Source organism: Bacteroides sp. RTP21281st1_H5_RTP21281_210402 (assembly GCF_040918965.1).
GTDB classification, from domain to species: domain Bacteria; phylum Bacteroidota; class Bacteroidia; order Bacteroidales; family Bacteroidaceae; genus Bacteroides; species Bacteroides congonensis.
This window is the reverse complement of sequence record NZ_JBCOWR010000003.1, coordinates 330,248-349,398: the sequence shown is the minus strand read 5'-3', so window position 1 is coordinate 349,398 and position 19,151 is coordinate 330,248. Positions and strand designations below refer to the sequence as shown.

Annotated in this window: 10 protein-coding genes; 7 read left to right on the top strand and 3 right to left on the bottom strand. The window is 43.6% G+C overall.

Annotated elements, in window-relative coordinates:
* The first annotated feature begins 33 nt into the window (after positions 1 to 33).
* The 7 genes from AB5443_RS06925 to AB5443_RS06895 all read left to right on the top strand — a co-directional run bounded on the left by AB5443_RS06925 (position 34) and on the right by AB5443_RS06895 (position 12,701).
* Complete coding sequence (locus tag AB5443_RS06925; protein ID WP_368113527.1) at positions 34 to 702, top strand: DUF3826 domain-containing protein; 669 nt, start codon at positions 34 to 36, stop codon at positions 700 to 702.
* 177 nt (positions 703 to 879) lie between these two features.
* Positions 880 to 1,809 carry a glycoside hydrolase family 43 protein gene (locus tag AB5443_RS06920; protein WP_277133247.1) on the top strand — a complete coding sequence of 310 codons (930 nt, stop codon included), beginning with the start codon at positions 880 to 882 and terminating at the stop codon, positions 1,807 to 1,809.
* A gap of 86 nt (positions 1,810 to 1,895) precedes the next feature.
* Positions 1,896 to 5,216 carry a glycosyl hydrolase family 65 protein gene (locus AB5443_RS06915; RefSeq protein ID WP_368113526.1) on the top strand — a complete coding sequence of 1,107 codons (3,321 nt, stop codon included), beginning with the start codon at positions 1,896 to 1,898 and terminating at the stop codon, positions 5,214 to 5,216.
* Between the two features lie 118 nt (positions 5,217 to 5,334).
* A complete protein-coding gene (locus AB5443_RS06910; protein ID WP_368113525.1) occupies positions 5,335 to 8,184 on the top strand; it encodes a glycoside hydrolase family 78 protein in 2,850 nt (949 codons plus the stop codon).
* A 218-nt stretch (positions 8,185 to 8,402) separates the two neighbouring features.
* Positions 8,403 to 9,737 (top strand): glycoside hydrolase family 28 protein, encoded by a 1,335-nt coding sequence (locus AB5443_RS06905; RefSeq protein WP_368113524.1) that lies wholly within the window; start codon positions 8,403 to 8,405, stop codon positions 9,735 to 9,737.
* 28 nt (positions 9,738 to 9,765) lie between these two features.
* Positions 9,766 to 11,730 carry a DUF3826 domain-containing protein gene (locus AB5443_RS06900; RefSeq protein WP_368113523.1) on the top strand — a complete coding sequence of 655 codons (1,965 nt, stop codon included), beginning with the start codon at positions 9,766 to 9,768 and terminating at the stop codon, positions 11,728 to 11,730.
* 179 nt (positions 11,731 to 11,909) lie between these two features.
* Positions 11,910 to 12,701 carry a patatin-like phospholipase family protein gene (locus tag AB5443_RS06895; RefSeq protein ID WP_368113522.1) on the top strand — a complete coding sequence of 264 codons (792 nt, stop codon included), beginning with the start codon at positions 11,910 to 11,912 and terminating at the stop codon, positions 12,699 to 12,701.
* Here the strand turns inward: AB5443_RS06895 and AB5443_RS06890 are convergent.
* The 3 genes from AB5443_RS06890 to AB5443_RS06880 form a co-directional block, all read right to left on the bottom strand.
* Positions 12,676 to 13,563, bottom strand: a complete 888-nt coding sequence (locus AB5443_RS06890) for an SDR family NAD(P)-dependent oxidoreductase (RefSeq protein WP_368113520.1) — start codon at positions 13,561 to 13,563, stop codon at positions 12,676 to 12,678. The genes AB5443_RS06895 and AB5443_RS06890 overlap by 26 nt on opposite strands.
* Positions 13,564 to 13,765: 202 nt before the next feature.
* The gene (locus AB5443_RS06885; RefSeq protein ID WP_368113518.1) at positions 13,766 to 17,632 is read right to left on the bottom strand and encodes a family 78 glycoside hydrolase catalytic domain; all 3,867 of its coding nucleotides are present in this window, start codon (positions 17,630 to 17,632) and stop codon (positions 13,766 to 13,768) included.
* Positions 17,625 to 19,076, bottom strand: a complete 1,452-nt coding sequence (locus tag AB5443_RS06880; RefSeq protein ID WP_368113517.1) for a glycoside hydrolase family 140 protein — start codon at positions 19,074 to 19,076, stop codon at positions 17,625 to 17,627. The genes AB5443_RS06885 and AB5443_RS06880 overlap by 8 nt, the downstream gene beginning before the upstream one ends.
* Positions 19,077 to 19,151: the final 75 nt, after the last annotated feature.

Below are 19,151 nucleotides of genomic sequence, written 5' to 3'. Positions count from 1 at the left end.
TCCTTTCGGTATCCTACTTTAAAAACAAAATCAATGAAAAAGATATTAATAATTTCTCTACTGTTGCTTTGCGGCTGGATGTCTGCCGGGGCAGTTGACTTGAACAAAGAAAACCGTGACCCCAAGTATGTGGAATCTATTATCAATCGTTCACAGAAGATTGTCGATAAACTTGGGATTACAGATGCAAAGATAGCTGAAGATGTCCGCAATATCATTGCCAACCGTTATTTCGAGTTGAACGATATTTATGAAGTACGTGACGCAAAAGTCAAGAAAGTAAAAGAATCGGGACTGACCGGCGACACTAAGACTGAAGCGTTGAAAGTTGTCGAAAATGAAAAGGATGCAGCATTATATCGTTCTCATTTCGCATTTCCGGCGAATTTATCTCTTTTCCTTGACGAGAAACAAATAGAAGCAGTGAAAGACGGCATGACCTACGGAGTGGTGAAAGTGACATATGATTCGCATCTTGATATGATTCCGACTTTGAAAGAAGAAGAAAAGGCACAAATTTATGCATGGCTGATAGAAGCCCGTGAATTTGCCTTGGATGCGGAAAATTCAAATAAGAAACATGCAGCTTTCGGAAAATATAAAGGACGTATCAATAATTATCTGGCTAAACGCGGATACGACCTGAAGAAAGAACGTGAAGAATGGTACAAACGTGTGAAAGCACGTGGAGGATCTTTATAAGATTCGCACCCATAATTAAATGGTTAGTTTGTTTGATGACGGAAAGGGTGGCTCGGAGAGTCGCCCTTTTCTCGTAAATATATTTATAATCTGATGAATCTTGAATCTGTTTGAGTACAAATCAGGGCTTTTCTCGTCTTTTCCATATAAAGGATACAATTATTGATTATTATAGAAATGAAAAAGTTAAGAAATACATTAGCCGCAATAGGTATTTTGTTCCTGGTTTCTTGTGGGGGAAGCAGAGACTATTATATGTTCACTTCATTCCACGAACCGGCTGACGAGGGGTTAAGATATTTATATAGCGAAGACGGAATGCATTGGGACAGTATCCCCGGAGTTTGGCTGAAGCCGGAACTGGGACAGCATCAACTGATGCGCGATCCTTCCATGGTACGTACTCTTGACGGGACTTTCCATTTAGTCTGGACTACGAGTTGGAAAGGTGATTTGGGCTTTGGTTATGCAAATTCCAAAGATTTGGTTAACTGGTCGGAACAACAGATGGTTCCTGTCATGGCAGATGAACCGACCACCGTTAACGTATGGGCTCCAGAGATTTTCTATGATGACGATAGTGAGCAGTTTATGGTGGTGTGGGCTTCTTGCGTCCCCGGTCGTTTCGAGAAAGGGATAGAGGAAGAAAACAATAATCATCGGTTGTATTATATCACAACGAAAGATTTTAAGACAGTTTCAAAAGCGAAAGTTCTATATGATCCGGGCTTTAGCACCATTGACGCCGTTCTTGTGAAACGGGCTAAGAATGATTATGTGATGGTGCTCAAAGATAACACCCGCCCTGAACGTAACCTGAAGATCGCTTTTGCAGATTCACTGACAGGACCCTATTCGCCTGCATCACAGCCGTTCACCGAATCCTTTGTCGAAGGGCCGACCGTAGAAAAGATAGGAGAGGACTATCTCATTTATTTTGATGTATATAAGAAGAAAATATACGGTGCTATGCGCACAAAGGATTTTAAGAATTTTACCGATATAACGAATGATGTAAGCGTACCTGCCGGACATAAACACGGAACAATTTTCAAGGCGCCGGAATCCGTCGTTAAAACGCTTCTGAAAATGTCAGATGACCGATAATTCCGGAAAGACACAAAGAATAATCTGTGTCAATCCATGTAATCTGTGGTGAAATCAAAGAAACAAATTAAAACCTGAAATAGATCATGAACAACTCTACCAAGATTCTCCTTGCACTGGCTGCCGGATGGCTGACAGCTACAGTTACAGCACAAGACAGAATCCATTACACAGGAAAGGAACTCTCAAATCCTACTTATCATGACGGACAACTGTCACCGGTGGTAGGAGTACATAATATTCAATTGGTGCGTGCAAACCGCGAACATCCTGATGCCTCTAACGGCAATGGGTGGACTTACAATCATCAGCCGATGCTGGCGTATTGGAACGGACAATTCTATTATCAATACCTGGCCGATCCTTCGGACGAACACGTCCCGCCATCCCAAACTTTCCTGATGACATCCAAAGATGGTTATCAATGGACAAATCCCGAGATTGTATTTCCACCGTATAAAGTACCGGATGGATATGCCAAAGAATCCCGTCCGGGGATGCAGGCAAAAGACCTGATTGCTATCATGCACCAACGTGTAGGCTTCTATGTCTCCAAATCCGGCCGTTTGATAACGATGGGAAATTACGGAGTTGCTCTGGATAAGAAAGACGACCCGAATGATGGAAACGGCATCGGTCGCGTAGTGCGTGAAATAAAGAAAGACGGTTCGTTCGGACCTATTCATTTCATTTATTATAATCACGGATTTAACGAAAAGAACACCGACTATCCGTATTTCAAAAAAAGTAAAGACCGCGAATTTGTGAAAGCCTGTCAGGAGATTCTTGACAATCCCCTGTATATGATGCAATGGGTGGAAGAAGCAGATCGTGAAGATCCTATTATCCCATTGAAGAAAGGATATAAGGCATTCAACTGCTACACACTACCCGACGGAAGAATTGCCAGTCTTTGGAAACACGCGTTGACTTCTATCAGTGAAGATGGTGGGCACACTTGGGCGGAACCCGTGCTTCGTGCAAAAGGTTTTGTTAATAGCAACGCGAAAATATGGGGACAACGTTTAAGTGATGGTACATATGCTACCGTATATAATCCATCGGAATTCCGTTGGCCGCTTGCTATCTCATTGAGTAAGGACGGACTGGAATATACAACGCTGAATTTGGTGCATGGTGAAATCCCCCCGATGCGTTATGGAGGAAATTATAAATCATACGGCCCCCAATATCCTCGTGGCATACAAGAGGGAAACGGAGTACCTGCGGATGGTGACTTGTGGGTTTCTTATAGTGTGAATAAAGAAGATATGTGGATTTCCCGTATTCCCGTGCCGGTGGAACTCAATGCTTCGTCACATGCCGATGATGACTTCTCGAAATCAAAAGCGATTGCGGAACTTACCGATTGGAATATTTATTCTCCCGTTTGGGCTCCGGTTTCTTTGGATGGACAATGGCTGAGACTTCAAGACAAAGATCCGTTTGATTACGCGAAAGTGGAACGGAAAATTCCTGCTTCTAAAGAATTGAAAGTCTCATTCGATTTGCAGGCCGGACAAAATGATAAAGGCACACTTCAGATAGAATTTCTGGATGAGAACGGAATTGCCTGTTCCCGTATGGAGCTGACCAATGATGGTATTTTCCGCATGAAAGGCGGATCCCGTTTCGCGAATATGATGAAATATGAAGCGGGAAAGAACTATCACGTAGAAGCTGTCCTTTCAACGACAGACCGTAATATCCAGGTATATGTAGACGGCAAAAGAGTAGGGTTGCGTATGTTCTATGCACCGGTAGCGAGTGTCGAAAGAATAGCTTTCCGTACAGGTGTGCCACGTACTTTCCCGACGGTAGATACTCCCGCCGACCAGACTTATGATCTGCCAAACGCAGGTGGGCAGGAACCTTTGGTTGAATATCGCATAGCCAATGTGAAAACATCTTCTACGGACAAGGATGCGTCATCCGCTTTTCTGAAATATGCGGATTTCAGTCATTACGTAGATTATTTCAATGGAATGGAAGATGAGAATATCATCCAGGCTATACCTAATGCCCAGGCTTCGGAGTGGATGGAAGAGAATATTCCTTTGTTTGAATGTCCGCAACGCAATTTCGAAGAAATGTATTATTACCGTTGGTGGTCATTGCGCAAGCATATCAAGGAAACTCCCGTTGGATATGGCATGACGGAATTTTTGGTTCAACGTTCCTATTCGGATAAATACAATCTGATTGCCTGCGCCATCGGGCATCATATTTACGAAAGCCGTTGGCTGCGTGACCCGAAATATTTGGATCAGATAATCCATACTTGGTATCGCGGTAATGAAGGCGGCCCGATGAAGAAAATGGACAAGTTCAGTTCATGGAATGCAGATGCAGTATTGGCACGATATATGGTAGACGGTGATAAAGACTTCATGCTGGATATGAAGAAAGATCTGGAAACCGAATATCAACGTTGGGAACGTACCAACCGTTTGAAAAACGGGCTTTATTGGCAGGGGGACGTGCAAGACGGTATGGAAGAATCCATCAGTGGCGGTCGTAAAAAGAAATATGCCCGTCCGACAATTAATAGTTATATGTATGGCAACGCGAAAGCACTTTCATTGATGGGAATCCTTTCTGGTGATGAGGGGGCGGCTATGAGATATGGAATGAAGGCAGATACACTGAAAACTTTAGTGGATACCGAATTGTGGAATACACGTCACCAGTTCTTCGAGACGATGCGTACTGACTCTTCAGCTAATGTCCGTGAAGCTATCGGTTACATTCCATGGTACTTCAATTTACCTGATACGGCGAAGAAATACGAAGTTGCCTGGAAAGAGATTATGGACGAAAAAGGCTTCTCTGCTCCTTACGGTCTGACTACCGCCGAACGTCGCCATCCTGAATTCCGTACGCGTGGAGTGGGCAAATGCGAATGGGACGGAGCTATCTGGCCGTTTGCTTCTGCACAGACATTGACGGCAATGGCTAACTTTATGAATAATTATCCGCAGACTGTATTGTCCGACAGTGTATATTTCCGTCAAATGGAACTGTATGTAGAATCACAATATCACCGTGGACGTCCGTATATCGGCGAATATTTGGATGAAGTGACAGGTTATTGGCTGAAAGGAGATCAGGAACGTAGCCGCTATTATAATCATTCTACTTTCAATGACTTGATGATTACAGGATTGATCGGGCTGCGTCCGCGTTTGGATAATACGATAGAGGTGAATCCGTTGATTCCTGCAGATAAATGGGATTGGTTCTGTTTGGATAATGTATTGTATCATGGGCATAATCTGACCATTCTTTGGGATAAGAATGGCGACCGCTATCATTCAGGAAAGGGATTACGTATTTTTGTCGATGGCAAAGAAGTGGGACATGCGGATACATTGACAAAAGTCGTTTGCGAGAATGCTTTAAAGTAGATACAAATCATATATTTCTGACAGAAGAACAGAAGAACAAAAGTTTTTATAGCTATTTATTGATTACTGAATATCTGTTCTTTTGTTCTTCTGTCTAATAAAAAAAGGAAAACGAATAATGGCTTTTAAAAAATATCTTCTTCTTTTTCTTTGTCTACCCTGTATTTTGCAGGCAAAGAATATAACGATCACCCGTCTTACTTGTGAAATGCAGGAAGGATTGGTAGTGGTTGAAGGCGCCCCCCGTTTGGGATGGATGATGGAGTCACCGGAAAATGGGACACGACAATCTGCCTATGAGATTGATATTCGGGAAGCTTTCACAGGACGTCAAATTTGGAATAGCGGCAAAGTCGATTCTTCACAAAGCCAGTTGGTTTCAACAGAAGGAGCGAATATCGGTTCTGGCAATCCGTTCAATTATATTTGGCGTGTCCGTGTGTGGGACGAAACGGGTACTCCTTCCGAATGGAGTCATGAAGCGAAGTTCCGTTCTGCCCCCTCAAGACTTTCCGACGGAAAATGGATTGGAGCTATCACCCGTCAGAATGCACACCTTCCGGAAGGACGTAAATTCCACGGCAGCGAACTGAAAAAGCCGGAAGTGAAGGCAGCTTGGGAAGCAGTGGACACTTTGGCGAAGAAAAGCATTTATTTACGAAGAACGTTTTTGCTGGATGATGCAGAGAATACAAAGATTCGGAAGTCTCGGAATAAGTCTCGGAATGACTCCGGCAATAAGCCTGGCAAGAAAATAGTTGAAGCGACTGCATACGTTTGTGGTTTGGGATTCTATGAATTCTCTTTGAATGGAAAGAAAGTCGGTAGTAGTGAGTTTGCTCCGCTTTGGAGTGATTATGATAAAAGTGTTTATTATAACACATATGATGTAACAGAACAATTGCGGTATGGTGAGAATGCCGTTGGAATCTTATTGGGGAATGGATTCTACAATGTGCAGGGGGGACGTTATCGCAAGTTGCAGATAAGCTTCGGCCCCCCCACACTTTTATTTGAACTAGTAATCAATTATGAGGATGGAACACGTACAATCGTCCGTTCTGATAATGAGTGGAAATATGATTTGAGTCCGGTAACGTTCAACTGTATTTACGGTGGTGAAGATTATGATGCCCGTCGCGAACAGAAAGGATGGAATCAGGCAGGATTTGATGATAGCCACTGGCGTCCGGTAGTAATGCAGGGAGCACCCAAAGGAGTACTCCGTCCACAGATGGCACCACCTGTGAAGATCATGGAACGGTACGATATCCAAAAGGTAACCAAACTGAATACGGAACAAATAACGGCTGCTTCTAAATCGACAAAAAGAACAGTAGACCCGTCCGCCTTTGTTTTGGATATGGGACAGAACTTAGCCGGTTTCCCGGAAATAACGGTACGTGGAAAACGTGGGCAGAAAGTTACTTTACTGGTTGCCGAAGCATTGACGGATGAAGGTGCTTGTAACCAGCGTCAGACAGGGCGTCAGCATTATTATGAATATACGTTGAAAGGGGAAGGTGATGAAACCTGGCATCCTCGTTTCTCCTATTATGGTTTCAGATATATTCAAGTGGAAGGCGCTGTATTGAAAGGACAAAAGAACCCGCAGAAGTTACCCGTATTGAAGAATATCCAATCTTGTTTTGTTTATAATTCGGCAAAGAAAGTTTCTACGTTTGAATCATCCAACCCGATATTTAATGCTGCTCATCGTCTGATAGAGAAAGCCGTTCGTAGCAATATGCAATCAGTATTTACGGATTGCCCTCATCGGGAAAAACTGGGATGGTTGGAACAGGTACATCTGAACGGGCCGGGGTTGCTATACAATTATGATTTGACAGCCTACGCCCCACAGATTATGCAGAATATGGCGGATGCGCAACACTCCAATGGAGCAATGCCGACCACAGCTCCGGAATACGTGGTTTTTGAAGGGCCGGGAATGGATGCCTTTGCCGAATCTCCCGAATGGGGCGGTTCATTGGTCATTTTCCCGTTCATGTATTATGAAACGTATGGAGATGATTCGTTGATAAGGAAGTATTATTCGAATATGCGCCGTTATGTCGATTACCTGAAGACACGTGCAGATAATAATATCCTCTCTTTCGGACTGGGCGACTGGTATGATTATGGGGATTTCCGTGCCGGATTCTCACGAAATACACCTGTGCCACTGGTAGCTACCGCGCATTATTATATGACTGTCATGTATTTGATAGAAGCTGCAAAGATGGTAGGTAATGATTATGATATTCGTTATTACAGCTCTTTGGCAGATGATATCAGGATTGCTTTTGATAAGCGTTTCCTGAACAATGATACGGCACAGTATGGTACAGGAAGCCAGTGCAGTAACGCACTTCCCTTGTTCCTTCATATGACGCAGGATAAGAAAGTGTTTATGAATCTGATTAAAGATGTGGAAGCACATGGCAATCGCTTGACTACCGGAGATGTAGGTAATCGTTATCTGATTCAGACGTTAGCCTGTAACGATCAGCATGAATTGATATATAAAATGTTCAACCATGAAGAAGCGCCCGGTTATGGATTCCAACTGAAATTTGGCGCAACAACCTTGACTGAGCAATGGGATCCGCGTCAAGGCTCTTCCTGGAATCACTTTATGATGGGACAGATTGACGAATGGTTCTTCAATTCCTTGGTCGGCATCCGTCCTTATGCCGCGTCTACATTGGAGAATCAACAAAATAAATCAAAGCAAGGTTATCAGAAATTTATTATTGCTCCGCAACCCGTGGGAGATTTGAAGTTTGTCAAATCATCCTATGAAACCTTATATGGTACAATTGTTGTGGATTGGGCTCGTCAGGACGGTACTTTCACTTTGAATGTATCCGTTCCGGTCAACACAACTGCTGTTGTTTATCTTCCGGGTGGGAAAGAACCTAAGGAAGTGCAAAGTGGAACGTACAAGTTTGTATGTACGGAATAAGGAAATCTTTGCATATATTTGTAGCATAAAAAACAATGTGTTGCTTCTGTAAAACATGCAACCTGATTGAAAAATATATATAGCATGCCTTAAAAAATCATGCTGCATCTTTGAAAAAATCATTGCAATGATTTATAAAAACATTGGGAAGAAAAAATAAATCTATCAGCATGATTTTTTAGAAAGTAACGAAGAAATCTTTTTTAATAATATAGACCATGAATTTACGAATAACTCTTATTTCTTTTCTTTGCTTCTGTGCTGCAACCGTTCTTCGTGCCGAACGTGTGGACATGTTGAAAGCCGGTGCAAAAGCAAACGGCAAGACCCTTAATACAAAGTTAATCAACACCACAATCGACCGTCTCAATCGTGGTGGTGGCGGTACGCTGTTCTTCCCTGCCGGAACTTACCTGACGGGAAGTATCCACCTGAAAAGCAATATCACACTGGAACTGGAAGCCGGAGCAACTTTACTCTTTTCCGACAACTTTGATGATTATCTTCCTTTTGTAGAAGTCCGTCACGAAGGAGTGATGATGAAAAGTTTCCAACCATTGATTTATGCGGTAGATGCTGAGAATATAACAATCAAAGGAGAGGGGACATTGGACGGACAAGGCAAGAAATGGTGGACGGAGTTTTTCCGTGTCATGATTGACCTGAAAGATAATGGCATGCGTGATATCAATAAATATCAGCCGATGTGGGATGCCGAAAACGATACGACAGCGATTTATGCCGAAACAAACAAAGATTATGTGAATACATTGCAACGGCGTTTTTTTCGTCCACCTTTTATACAGCCGGTTCGTTGTAAGAAAGTAAAGATTGAAGGAGTGAAAATTATCAATTCTCCTTTCTGGACGGTGAATCCGGAGTTTTGTGAAAATGTGACTATAAAAGGTATTACGATAAATAATGTTCCTTCGCCCAACACGGACGGCATCAATCCCGAATCATGCCGTAATGTACATATCAGTGATTGCCATATTTCAGTCGGCGATGATTGTATAACCATTAAATCAGGAAGGGATGCGCAAGCCCGCCGTTTGGGAGTACCTTGTGAGAATATTACCATAACGAACTGTACAATGCTTTCCGGTCACGGTGGTGTTGTGATAGGTAGCGAGATGAGCGGAAGTGTACGCAAAGTCACTATCTCCAACTGTGTGTTCGACGGAACAGATCGTGGAATACGCATCAAGTCAACCCGTGGAAGGGGCGGAGTCGTTGAAGATATTCGTGTCAGCAATATTGTGATGAGTAATATCAAGCAGGAAGCGGTCGTGCTGAATCTGAAATACAGCAAGATGCCGGCAGAACCAAAGAGCGAACGTACTCCGATATTCCGCAATGTACATATTAGCGGAATGACTGTGACAGACGTAAAGACTCCCATCAAAATCGTAGGATTGGAAGAAGCTCCTATCTCTGATATCGTATTGCGCGACATCCATATCCAGGGAGGTAAGCAGAAGTGTATCTTTGAAGATTGTGAACGTATCACCATGGATGATGTAATCGTCAATGGAGAGGAAATCAAATTATAATATAGATAGAAATTAAACGAATCAGAAAATGAAACGAATCCTTTTCACAATGCTTCTTGCCGCATCCCTTTCGGCAGAAGCGCAAACACAAACATATGAGACGGAATTTGCCCGTCCCTTGAATGAAGTCCTGTCAGATATTCAGAACCGTTTTGGAGTACGGTTAAAGTATGATATTGATACGGTAGGCAAGGTGTTGTCCTATGCTGATTTCCGTATCCGCCCTTATTCGGTGGAAGAGTCGCTGACAAACGTACTGGCACCTTTTGATTATAAGTTTGTCAAGCAGAAAGGAAATATGTATAAGTTAAAAGCCTATGAGTATCCACGCCGTACAGATGCGGATGGGGAAAAGATGCTAGCTTATCTTAATACGCTATATGCGGACAAACAAGCTTTTCAGCTTCGTGCCGATTCTCTAAAAAAGGAAGTCCGCCAACGTTTGGGGATGGATGCTTTACTGGCTCAATGTGTGAAATCAAAGCCAATTCTTTCAAAGATACGTAAGTTTGACGGCTATACTGTACAGAATTTTGCGCTTGAAACGTTGCCCGGTTTATATGTCTGCGGTTCTATCTATACACCCCAATCAAAAGGAAAACATGCATTGATTATCTGTCCGAACGGACATTTCGGTGGCGGTCGTTATCGTGAAGACCAACAGCAGCGTATGGGTACTTTGGCACGAATGGGAGCAATCTGTGTCGATTACGACTTGTTCGGATGGGGAGAATCCATTCTGCAAGTTGGAAGTGCAGCACATCGCAGCAGTGCGGCACACACTATCCAGGCTATGAATGGTTTGTTGATTCTTGATTACATGCTTACTTCCCGCAAAGATATTGACACCAGTCGTATCGGAGCGAATGGTGGCTCAGGTGGCGGCACACATACTGTTTTATTAAGCGTGCTGGATGACCGTTTTACGGCTTCTGCTCCGGTTGTAAGTCTGGCTTCCCATTTCGACGGTGGATGCCCTTGTGAAAGCGGAATGCCGATTCAACTTTCTGCGGGCGGGACTTGTAACGCAGAATTGGCTGCTATTTTTGCCCCCCGTCCGCAATTGATTGTTTCTGACGGCGGAGACTGGACAGCAAGTGTTCCTGATTTGGAATTTCCTTATTTGCAGAGAATATACGGGTTCTATAACGCTAAAGATAAAGTAGCCAATGTACATCTTCCGAAAGAAAAGCATGATTTCGGTCCTAATAAGAGAAATGCAGTCTATGACTTTTTCGCGGACGTATTCAATTTGAATAAGAAGATGTTGGATGAAAGCAAGGTTACCATTGAACCGGAATGTGCCATGTACAGCTTCGGAGAAAACGGTGAATTACTTCCTGAAGGTGCCATCCGTTCATTTGATAAGGTAGCAGCTTACTTTGATAAGAAAGTGTTCGCCAAACTGAAATCGGATGCTTCTCTTGAGAAAAAAGCAATGGACTGGGTGGCTTCACTGAATTTGAATGATGATAAGAAAGCCGGATTTGCCGTAACAACTATTTATAATCATTTGCGTCAAGTGCGCGACTGGCATAATGACCATCCTTATACAACGATTCCTGCCGGTATCAATCCATTGACAGGCAAACCATTAAGCAAACTCGACCGCGAAATGATAGCCGATTCTGCCATGCCGAAAGAAGTACATGAAAGACTGATGAAAGGCTTGCGCAGAGTGTTGACGGAAGAACAAGTAGAGCAAATACTTGATAAATATACGGTTGGTAAGGTAGCGTTTACATTGAAAGGATATCAGGCTATTGTCCCCAATATGACAGAAGAAGAAACTGCGTTTGTCCTGGAACAATTGAAACTGGCGCGTGAACAGGCTATTGACTATAAGAATATGAAGCAGATTTCTGCTATCTTTGAAATCTATAAAACCAAGTGCGAACAGTACTTTAATGAACATGGCCGCAACTGGCGTCAGATGTTTAAGGACTATGTAAACAAGCGAAACGCAGAAAAGAAAGCTCAAGGAAAGAAGTAGAATCATTGTATCCGAATAAAAGACTATAAAGGAAAGGCAGTAAACCACTGAAAAAGTGGGTTACTGCCTTTCTTCTATTATCGGTTTTCAATCAGTCAATCCGATTATTAATCGGAATTAAACATCTTTTTTGTGAAAAATTTGTTATCTTGTAAACGATTAACAGAATAGTATATTATATGAGCAAGCAAAAAGTAGCATTAGTCCTTTCCATGGGTGGAGCACGTGGAATAGCACATATAGGAGTAATTGAAGAATTGCTGCGGCATGATTTTGAGATAACCTCTATTTCAGGAAGCTCTATGGGAGCAATGGTGGGAGCGATGTATGCTTCGGGAAAAATGGAAGAGTGCAAAGAGTGGCTATACCATTGGGATAAACGTAAGATGTGGGAATTGGCAGACCTCACATTGAGCAGGGACGGACTGGTGAAAGGTGACCGCTTTATCAAAGAATTAAAGCAGATTATTCCCGATATGAATATTGAGGATTTGCCGATTCCTTATGTGGCAATGGCTACGGATATTGTCCGTGACCAGGAAGTACGGTTCGACCGGGGAAGCCTGCATGAAGCGATTCGCGCTTCTATATCCATACCCATGCTCTTCCGCCCTTTACGAAAAGACGGTATGGTTTTAATTGATGGTGGTATTTTGAATCCTCTCCCGTTAAACCATGTGCAGCGCACGGAAGGGGATATTCTGATAGCAGTTGATGTGAATGCTCCGGTCGATTGCGGCAAGAAAAAGAAGATGAGTCCATACAATCTGTTGACGGAATCTTCAAGGATGATGATGCAGCAAATCACCCGTTATCAGGTAGACCGTTGTCAGCCCGACTTGTTAATTCAAATGTCCGGCAATGCTTATGATATGATGGAATTCCATCATGCGGCCGCTATTGTGGAAACAGGAGTTGAAGTCGCCCGACAGGCATTACAGGACTTTACTCAACATAAATCATCTTTTTAGTCATTCCACCGTCAATGGTCATGTTTTCTCCATTGATAAAGTCATTCTCTTCCTGACAGAGGAATAAACACATACGGGCGATATCTTCCGGTTTTCCTACTCGTCGGGAAGGATGTTGTGAATGGTCTTCCGGGCGGAGCTGATCGTAATCATGGTTTTGTATCCATCCCGGTGCGATGGAATTAACTGTAATGTTGTATTCGGAGAGTGATAAGGCCAAAGCATGGGTTAACGAATAGATTCCACCCTTGGAAGCAGCATAACCTTCACTTCCCGGCTCGCTCATCAGATAGCGTGTAGAGCAGATATTGATAATTCTTCCATATGGGTTGGGAGAGGATTGTGCTTTACGATGAATGGCAAGCAATCGTGAGGTGATAAATGCAGGCCGCAGATTCACAGAAAGAATCTTATCGAAATCCTCTACACTTGTCTCCGTAATAGGAGAGAACTTGCTGATTCCTACATTGTTGATGATAATGTCAATGTCTCCCCAATTTTTCAGAATCTGCTGCATACAGTTCTCAAGCGCATCTTTATCACTGGCATCTACTTGATAGAATATAGCTCCAGTTTCTTTAGCAGTCTGTTGACCCGCTACTTCGTTTATATCGCAAAAGGAGACTTGATTTCCAGCCTGACAGAAAGCTTCTACTATTGCTTTACCTATACCTTCCGCACCACCGGTAACGAACACTCTTCTTTTCAGATTCTCTGCTTTTGGATCGGCTTCAATGGCCTGTTCCGATTTGACCGTGTGAGTTGTTGCAGATTTCTTTTTGCCATACTTTTGCGCCTGTTTCCAAGCAGCTTTTCTAGCTTCGTATTGCTCCCTTTGTCTTTCTAAATAATTATCTGCCATTGTTATTATCTATTTATTGGCAAATGTAAAATATAAAAAGGATATATGCAAAGAATCGACCGCTCGATTGGATAGAAACGACTGCTCAATTCACAAGAAATGACTGTTCGATTTGTGGGGAACGACCGTATGATTATAACAAATCGACCGCTCGTTTCTGTTAAAACGGGCGGTCGATTTTAGTCAAATGACAGTTCGATTCTTAAAAGTTCTTTGGATTTATTTCTGCATATTTGATTCGTTGGCGACGCCAGGTGTAAACAGCATGTAATTTTCCGTCCTTGCCTTGGATAATGCTAGGATATGAGTATTGGCTGATCGGGCTATCTTCCAATGTGAGAACAGGCTTCCAACTGATTCCATCCTCTGATACAGCTATGCAGAGCGGAGTGCGAGGCCCTTTCGGAGTTCCGGGTAGCGTAGAAAAGTTGTTATAGATAAGCACATGCCTGCCATCTTTCATAGTCACGGCATCCGTTCCTGAATTATTATTCGGAACATCTAGTAACGTAACCTTGCTCCATGTATCTCCGTTATCGCTACTCCAGGCAGTCGCTATCTGTGCGTTGCGTGTACGGCAAAGCACTTGCAGTCTTCTGTCCTTATGTTTCAGAATACTGGGTTGTATGGCATAAATCGGTTTTGCGCCTTCTCCTTTGATTGCTTCTCCACCTTCCTGGTCATCTACGTTTATCCCCCCTTTTTTACGGTTTTGAGTAGGTACGGATAATTCTGCATCCAACGGGTCTACCATCTTCCAGGTTTTGCCCTTATCGTCTGAAATCTCAAAGTGAACACGCCAGCCATTACTGCCTTCCGTACTGGAAGGGCAGATAATACGTCCGTTGATATATTCCGGTTTATTCTTGATAGGCCCTAGAAAACCTTTCGGCAGAGGTTCGCGTTTGCTCCATGTCTTTCCACCGTCACGTGAACGAACTAACCACCCTGTCCAGTCACTTACTTTCAGACCTATTTTATAAAACAGAATCAAATCGCCACCGGGAATCTGAAAAAGTACCGGATTCCAACAGGCTTTCCGGCGGGCAATCAGTTTTCCTTTTGCGTCTTTTACAGGCGTACAAGTAGAATCAATTCCCGCTAGGATAGCTTGCGGGTCTTTGAGTGAGAATATCCCGTCAGCGGCAAGTTGGGGAGCAGTCCATTCTTTAGCACCTTTCGGTTTGCGACATACCCATATACAACAGTCGGGATTACGTTCTTTCGTTCCACCGAAGAATGAAGCAACAAGATCGCCGTTCTTCGTTTCTACGATAGTAGCTCCATGGCATTCGGGGAAAGAAGCCTTTTCGTATAGAAACTCATCACTTAGAATAGCTGTATTCTTAGTCGGTATATCCACACTGAAATGATATTTTCCTGAGCCTATTCGCTCTTTTCTTCCATCCGGCAGATGTACTTCGCCCGTTGTATTGGCGGGAAGCTCGATGTCCCATTCGAGATGCGTGGGCGTTTTGCTCCATCGGCTGATTATCTTTCCGTAGATGCTCATATAGGATGCGTCTACATTACTTAGCTCCTGGACTTCAAAAGCCGGCTGAAAGACAATATGCTTATAACCGGATTTCCAACGGTCTGCCCGGATACCTGCGAGATTATTGAAACACCAGGGTAATAAATCTCCTAAAAGCATCACATGGTTGCCACTATTCATTTCAGGATTTGCCGTATCACCGTTCCATAATTCCCAAATGGTAGTAGCGCCTTTTTCAACCATGTATCCCCAGGAAGGATATGTTTTATTGGTGGCAAGCAAGTAAGCCACATCGGCATGCCCGCGACGGCTTAATTCGCGCAACAACCATTGCACACCGATTACTCCGGTGCTGATATGTCCTTTGTTAGTTATAATAATAGAGGTAACGGCATTCTTGGCTACTTCTTTGATGTGATTTTTAGGAACCAGACCGAAAGCAAGCGGCAGAATGTTTGCAGTAACCGTATTATTGCCATAGTAGATGCTGTCCGGGTATAATGTATGTCCCGGAACAAGGGAAGTTCCTTCTTTTATATGCAGGAAACGGGCATTGAACGCATCTTTCATGCGATGCTCCAAGTCTTCCCATTCTTCTGCGTCATCCTTCAGGCCTTGTAAACTTGCAAAACGATGCATCAGTTGCAACACTTTCAGATAATAAGCAGTGGCGATAAGTGAACCGTCCGTTTTGCGGGAAGGGTCTTTGCTGTGAATGAGTTCCAATGACTCGGGCGGAACACACCAGTCACCATATTTATCTTTTGTAATGACAAAATCCTCTGTCATATAGTATTCACGAATATGGGACACCCACTTCTTGATAGCCGGATAATTCATTTCTATCGGACGTTTATCCCCGAAATTGGTGAAAAGCATATCACATGCCATAGGTAAGGCAGTAGGCCAAGTCACATTGTCCGAGTAATAGTTCCAGTAAGCCGGAGCTACATCTGGAATACAGCCATCCTCACGTTGTGCTTCGCAGATGTCACGTGCCCACTTGGTGTACATAGCATGATTATCGAAAAGCATACTTTCTCCCCAACAACCCATAGTACGGTCGCCTAGCCAGGGCTGACGTTCATTGCGTTGCGGACAATCTACCGGCATGCCTTTATAATTACTCCGGATTCCCCAAGATGCGTTACGGACAATCTTGTTAAGCGTCTCATCGGAACAGCTGAAAGAACCCGTATGTTCCATTTCATCCTCTACTACTTCAGCCACGAAGTCTTCCGCCTTTGCGTCAGGATAATTGCTGACTTCTACATAGCGGAAACCATGATAAATGAAACGGGGTGCCCAGGTAGCGTCTTTATCTTCCTGTCCGTTTACAATATATACATCTGTGGAACGGGCGTCACGCAGATTTCTGGTAAAGAGTTCTCCATTAGCCTGCAAGGTTTCCGCGAAGCGGAGACGGATACTGTCACCTGTCTGTCCTTTAATGCGGAAACGTACCCAACCTGCCATATTCTGGCCGAAGTCCAGAATATATTTATCACCAAGCTTTTTGATAGAAACAGGTTCCAATGTTTCCGTTACTTTCATACCCGGCATCATTTGGGCGCGTAATGTTCCCGAAGGAATACTTACCCGTTGTGCCGGCATCCAGTTCTTGTCATCATATCCGTTTTGTGTCCAGTTTCCCAGTTCCTTGCGGGCATCATATTCTTCACCGTCATATTCGTTGTTACTGCGAATAGGGCCTTCGGTAGTCAATTTCCATGAAGTGTTTGTAGAAATTGTTTCTTTGCTGCCATCTGTATATTCGACAATCAGATTCAGACGAAGCTTGGGATAACCGAACGTCGGTATCTTATATGGTTTGTAATTCTGACGCATCGTATAGAAACGGCCATTTCCTAAAGTAACTCCGATGGCGTTTTCTTTCTGAAGTTGAGAAGTTACATCGTAGGTATTATACAGAATTGTTTTTCGGTAGTCGGTAGGAGCGGGCGCCAATACCTGGTTGCCGATACGCTGTCCGTTGATAAACAATTCGTAAAGTCCCATTCCGGCAATGTGTATCGTTGCACGTTTCACTTCTTTGCTTAAAGCAAATTCTTTGCGAAGGTAACGGGCTGCCAGGCGACTCCATTGCGTCTCACTATCACCGGGCGCGGCACGATCCAAACCAATCCACTGGCCTTGCCAGTCTGCTTCGTTGAGTAATCCCATGCTCCAGAAAGTCGGAGCACTCCAGTCTGCTTCACCTTTATTGGTATATACTTTCACTTTCCAGTAATAGGGAGCATTACGTTTTAGAGACTTTCCCTGATAAGTGATCCATTGGGAAGCGTCGGACTCTATTTTTCCCGAGTCCCAGATATCTCCTTTCCCTTGCGCCAATAGCTCGGGAGAAGATGCAACAAGAATGTGATACGCTGTTTGCATCACATTCTGTTCATCCGATTCGATACGCCAACCCAGTCGGGGCTGGCGTACATCGATACCTATCGGGCTCTTTAGCTGCTCTACTCGCAGGTCAGTTATGCCTATAGATGCACGTAGCGAACCTGCAAAGAACAGAAGAGATAATATAGATAATATAAAAATTCTTTTATTCATGAGCATTGATTTCCGTCCAGTCTTTATTTAGATAATCTTTACTGCTGTCTACAACAATCAGGACATGATCGTTGCCGCTGCAATAACCGCTATCATGTTGGAATTTGTACACACCATTATCAAACTCACCGATATATTCCAGTTTGCCGTCTTTCGTTGTGTACCACCAGGCATTCTTCTTTGCACCGCTGATTTTACTGAAATCGACTTCCATCGGACGTCCGGTATAATTATATACCATCAGATAATCATTACCGCGTGTAGCGATGGCACGGTCGTAACGTTCTCCGTTCTGACCTGCGATAATGGACTGATCCGGTACGCGTTCAAAGAATGGGAAAGTCAGCATCAAGTTTTTCAGATATTTCATTTGATTATAACCGGGATCGTTTAAAGCATCGTACCAGGGTTTCTTTGCTCCATAAGCACCGCCTACACCCGGTTTGATAAACTGCATGATGGAATTGTGTCCATACGTATGTCCGAAAGAACCTGCAAAGACCGACCAATAAGCATAACGGCGTACATCATAATCTTTCCATAACAATTCATTTTCGTCATGCAGGCCGTGAGGGATTTCTTCATAGATTGGCTCTCCGTCAATCACAGGTTTCATCGGTTTCATAGCCATACTACGTTCAACGAAGCGCCAGTTGTCCTCTTCCGTATTTTCTTCGATAGGGTAGTCACCGTCACCGAAACGTTGTCCGTAACGACGGTGTCCGCTTTGGAACATGTTGAAATCCAGCCAGGGGGCATCATTGAACCAGGTTGCCGAAGTCGTTCTGCCGCGTGGGTGGAAAGTCATCAGGTGATTTTTGTCGATTGCCTTGATAGAGGTCGCCAATGCTTCCCATTCGGCTGTCTTTACGTCACCACGAATATCACCGCCGATAAACCAGATAATGTTCGGCTCGTCCTTGTATCGTTCTGCGAGGAATTTGCCGTAGGCCTTAGCCTGTTCTACATTCATTTCGCCACGGTTCACAGGGCTTCCCCATATACAAACCATACCGATGTACATACCTTTTCTTGCAGCCGTACGGATGATATAATCCATATGATCCCAATAACCATATACACCTTTCTGGTTGATGTTTTTGAAATTATATCCGTCTATCATGGAATATTGTCCGTAGATGTTCATGGATGGTACATTATTCAACGTCTGAACTTGAATCACATTGTATCCGCGACGTTTGCACTGTTCCAGATAATATTCGGCTTCGTCACGGTTCAACCGTTCGGGAAGCAGCCATCCTGTTTCTCCGAGCCAGAAGAAAGGAGTACCGTTTTCGTGTTTCAGATAGCGTCCCTCTTCGGAAACGACGAGCTTGCCATTGTCCCAGGGGATATACGTCTTTTGTGTTTTCTTCTGCGCTGCGGCCGAAGTTGCCAGTGTCAATAGCAGCAACAAAAGAGGAATAATCTTGAATTTTCTCATTGTATTTTATCGTTTTTAGTTTATTGTACTAATGATCTCGTATTCAGGCACGGATTACACGGATTACGCTGTTGC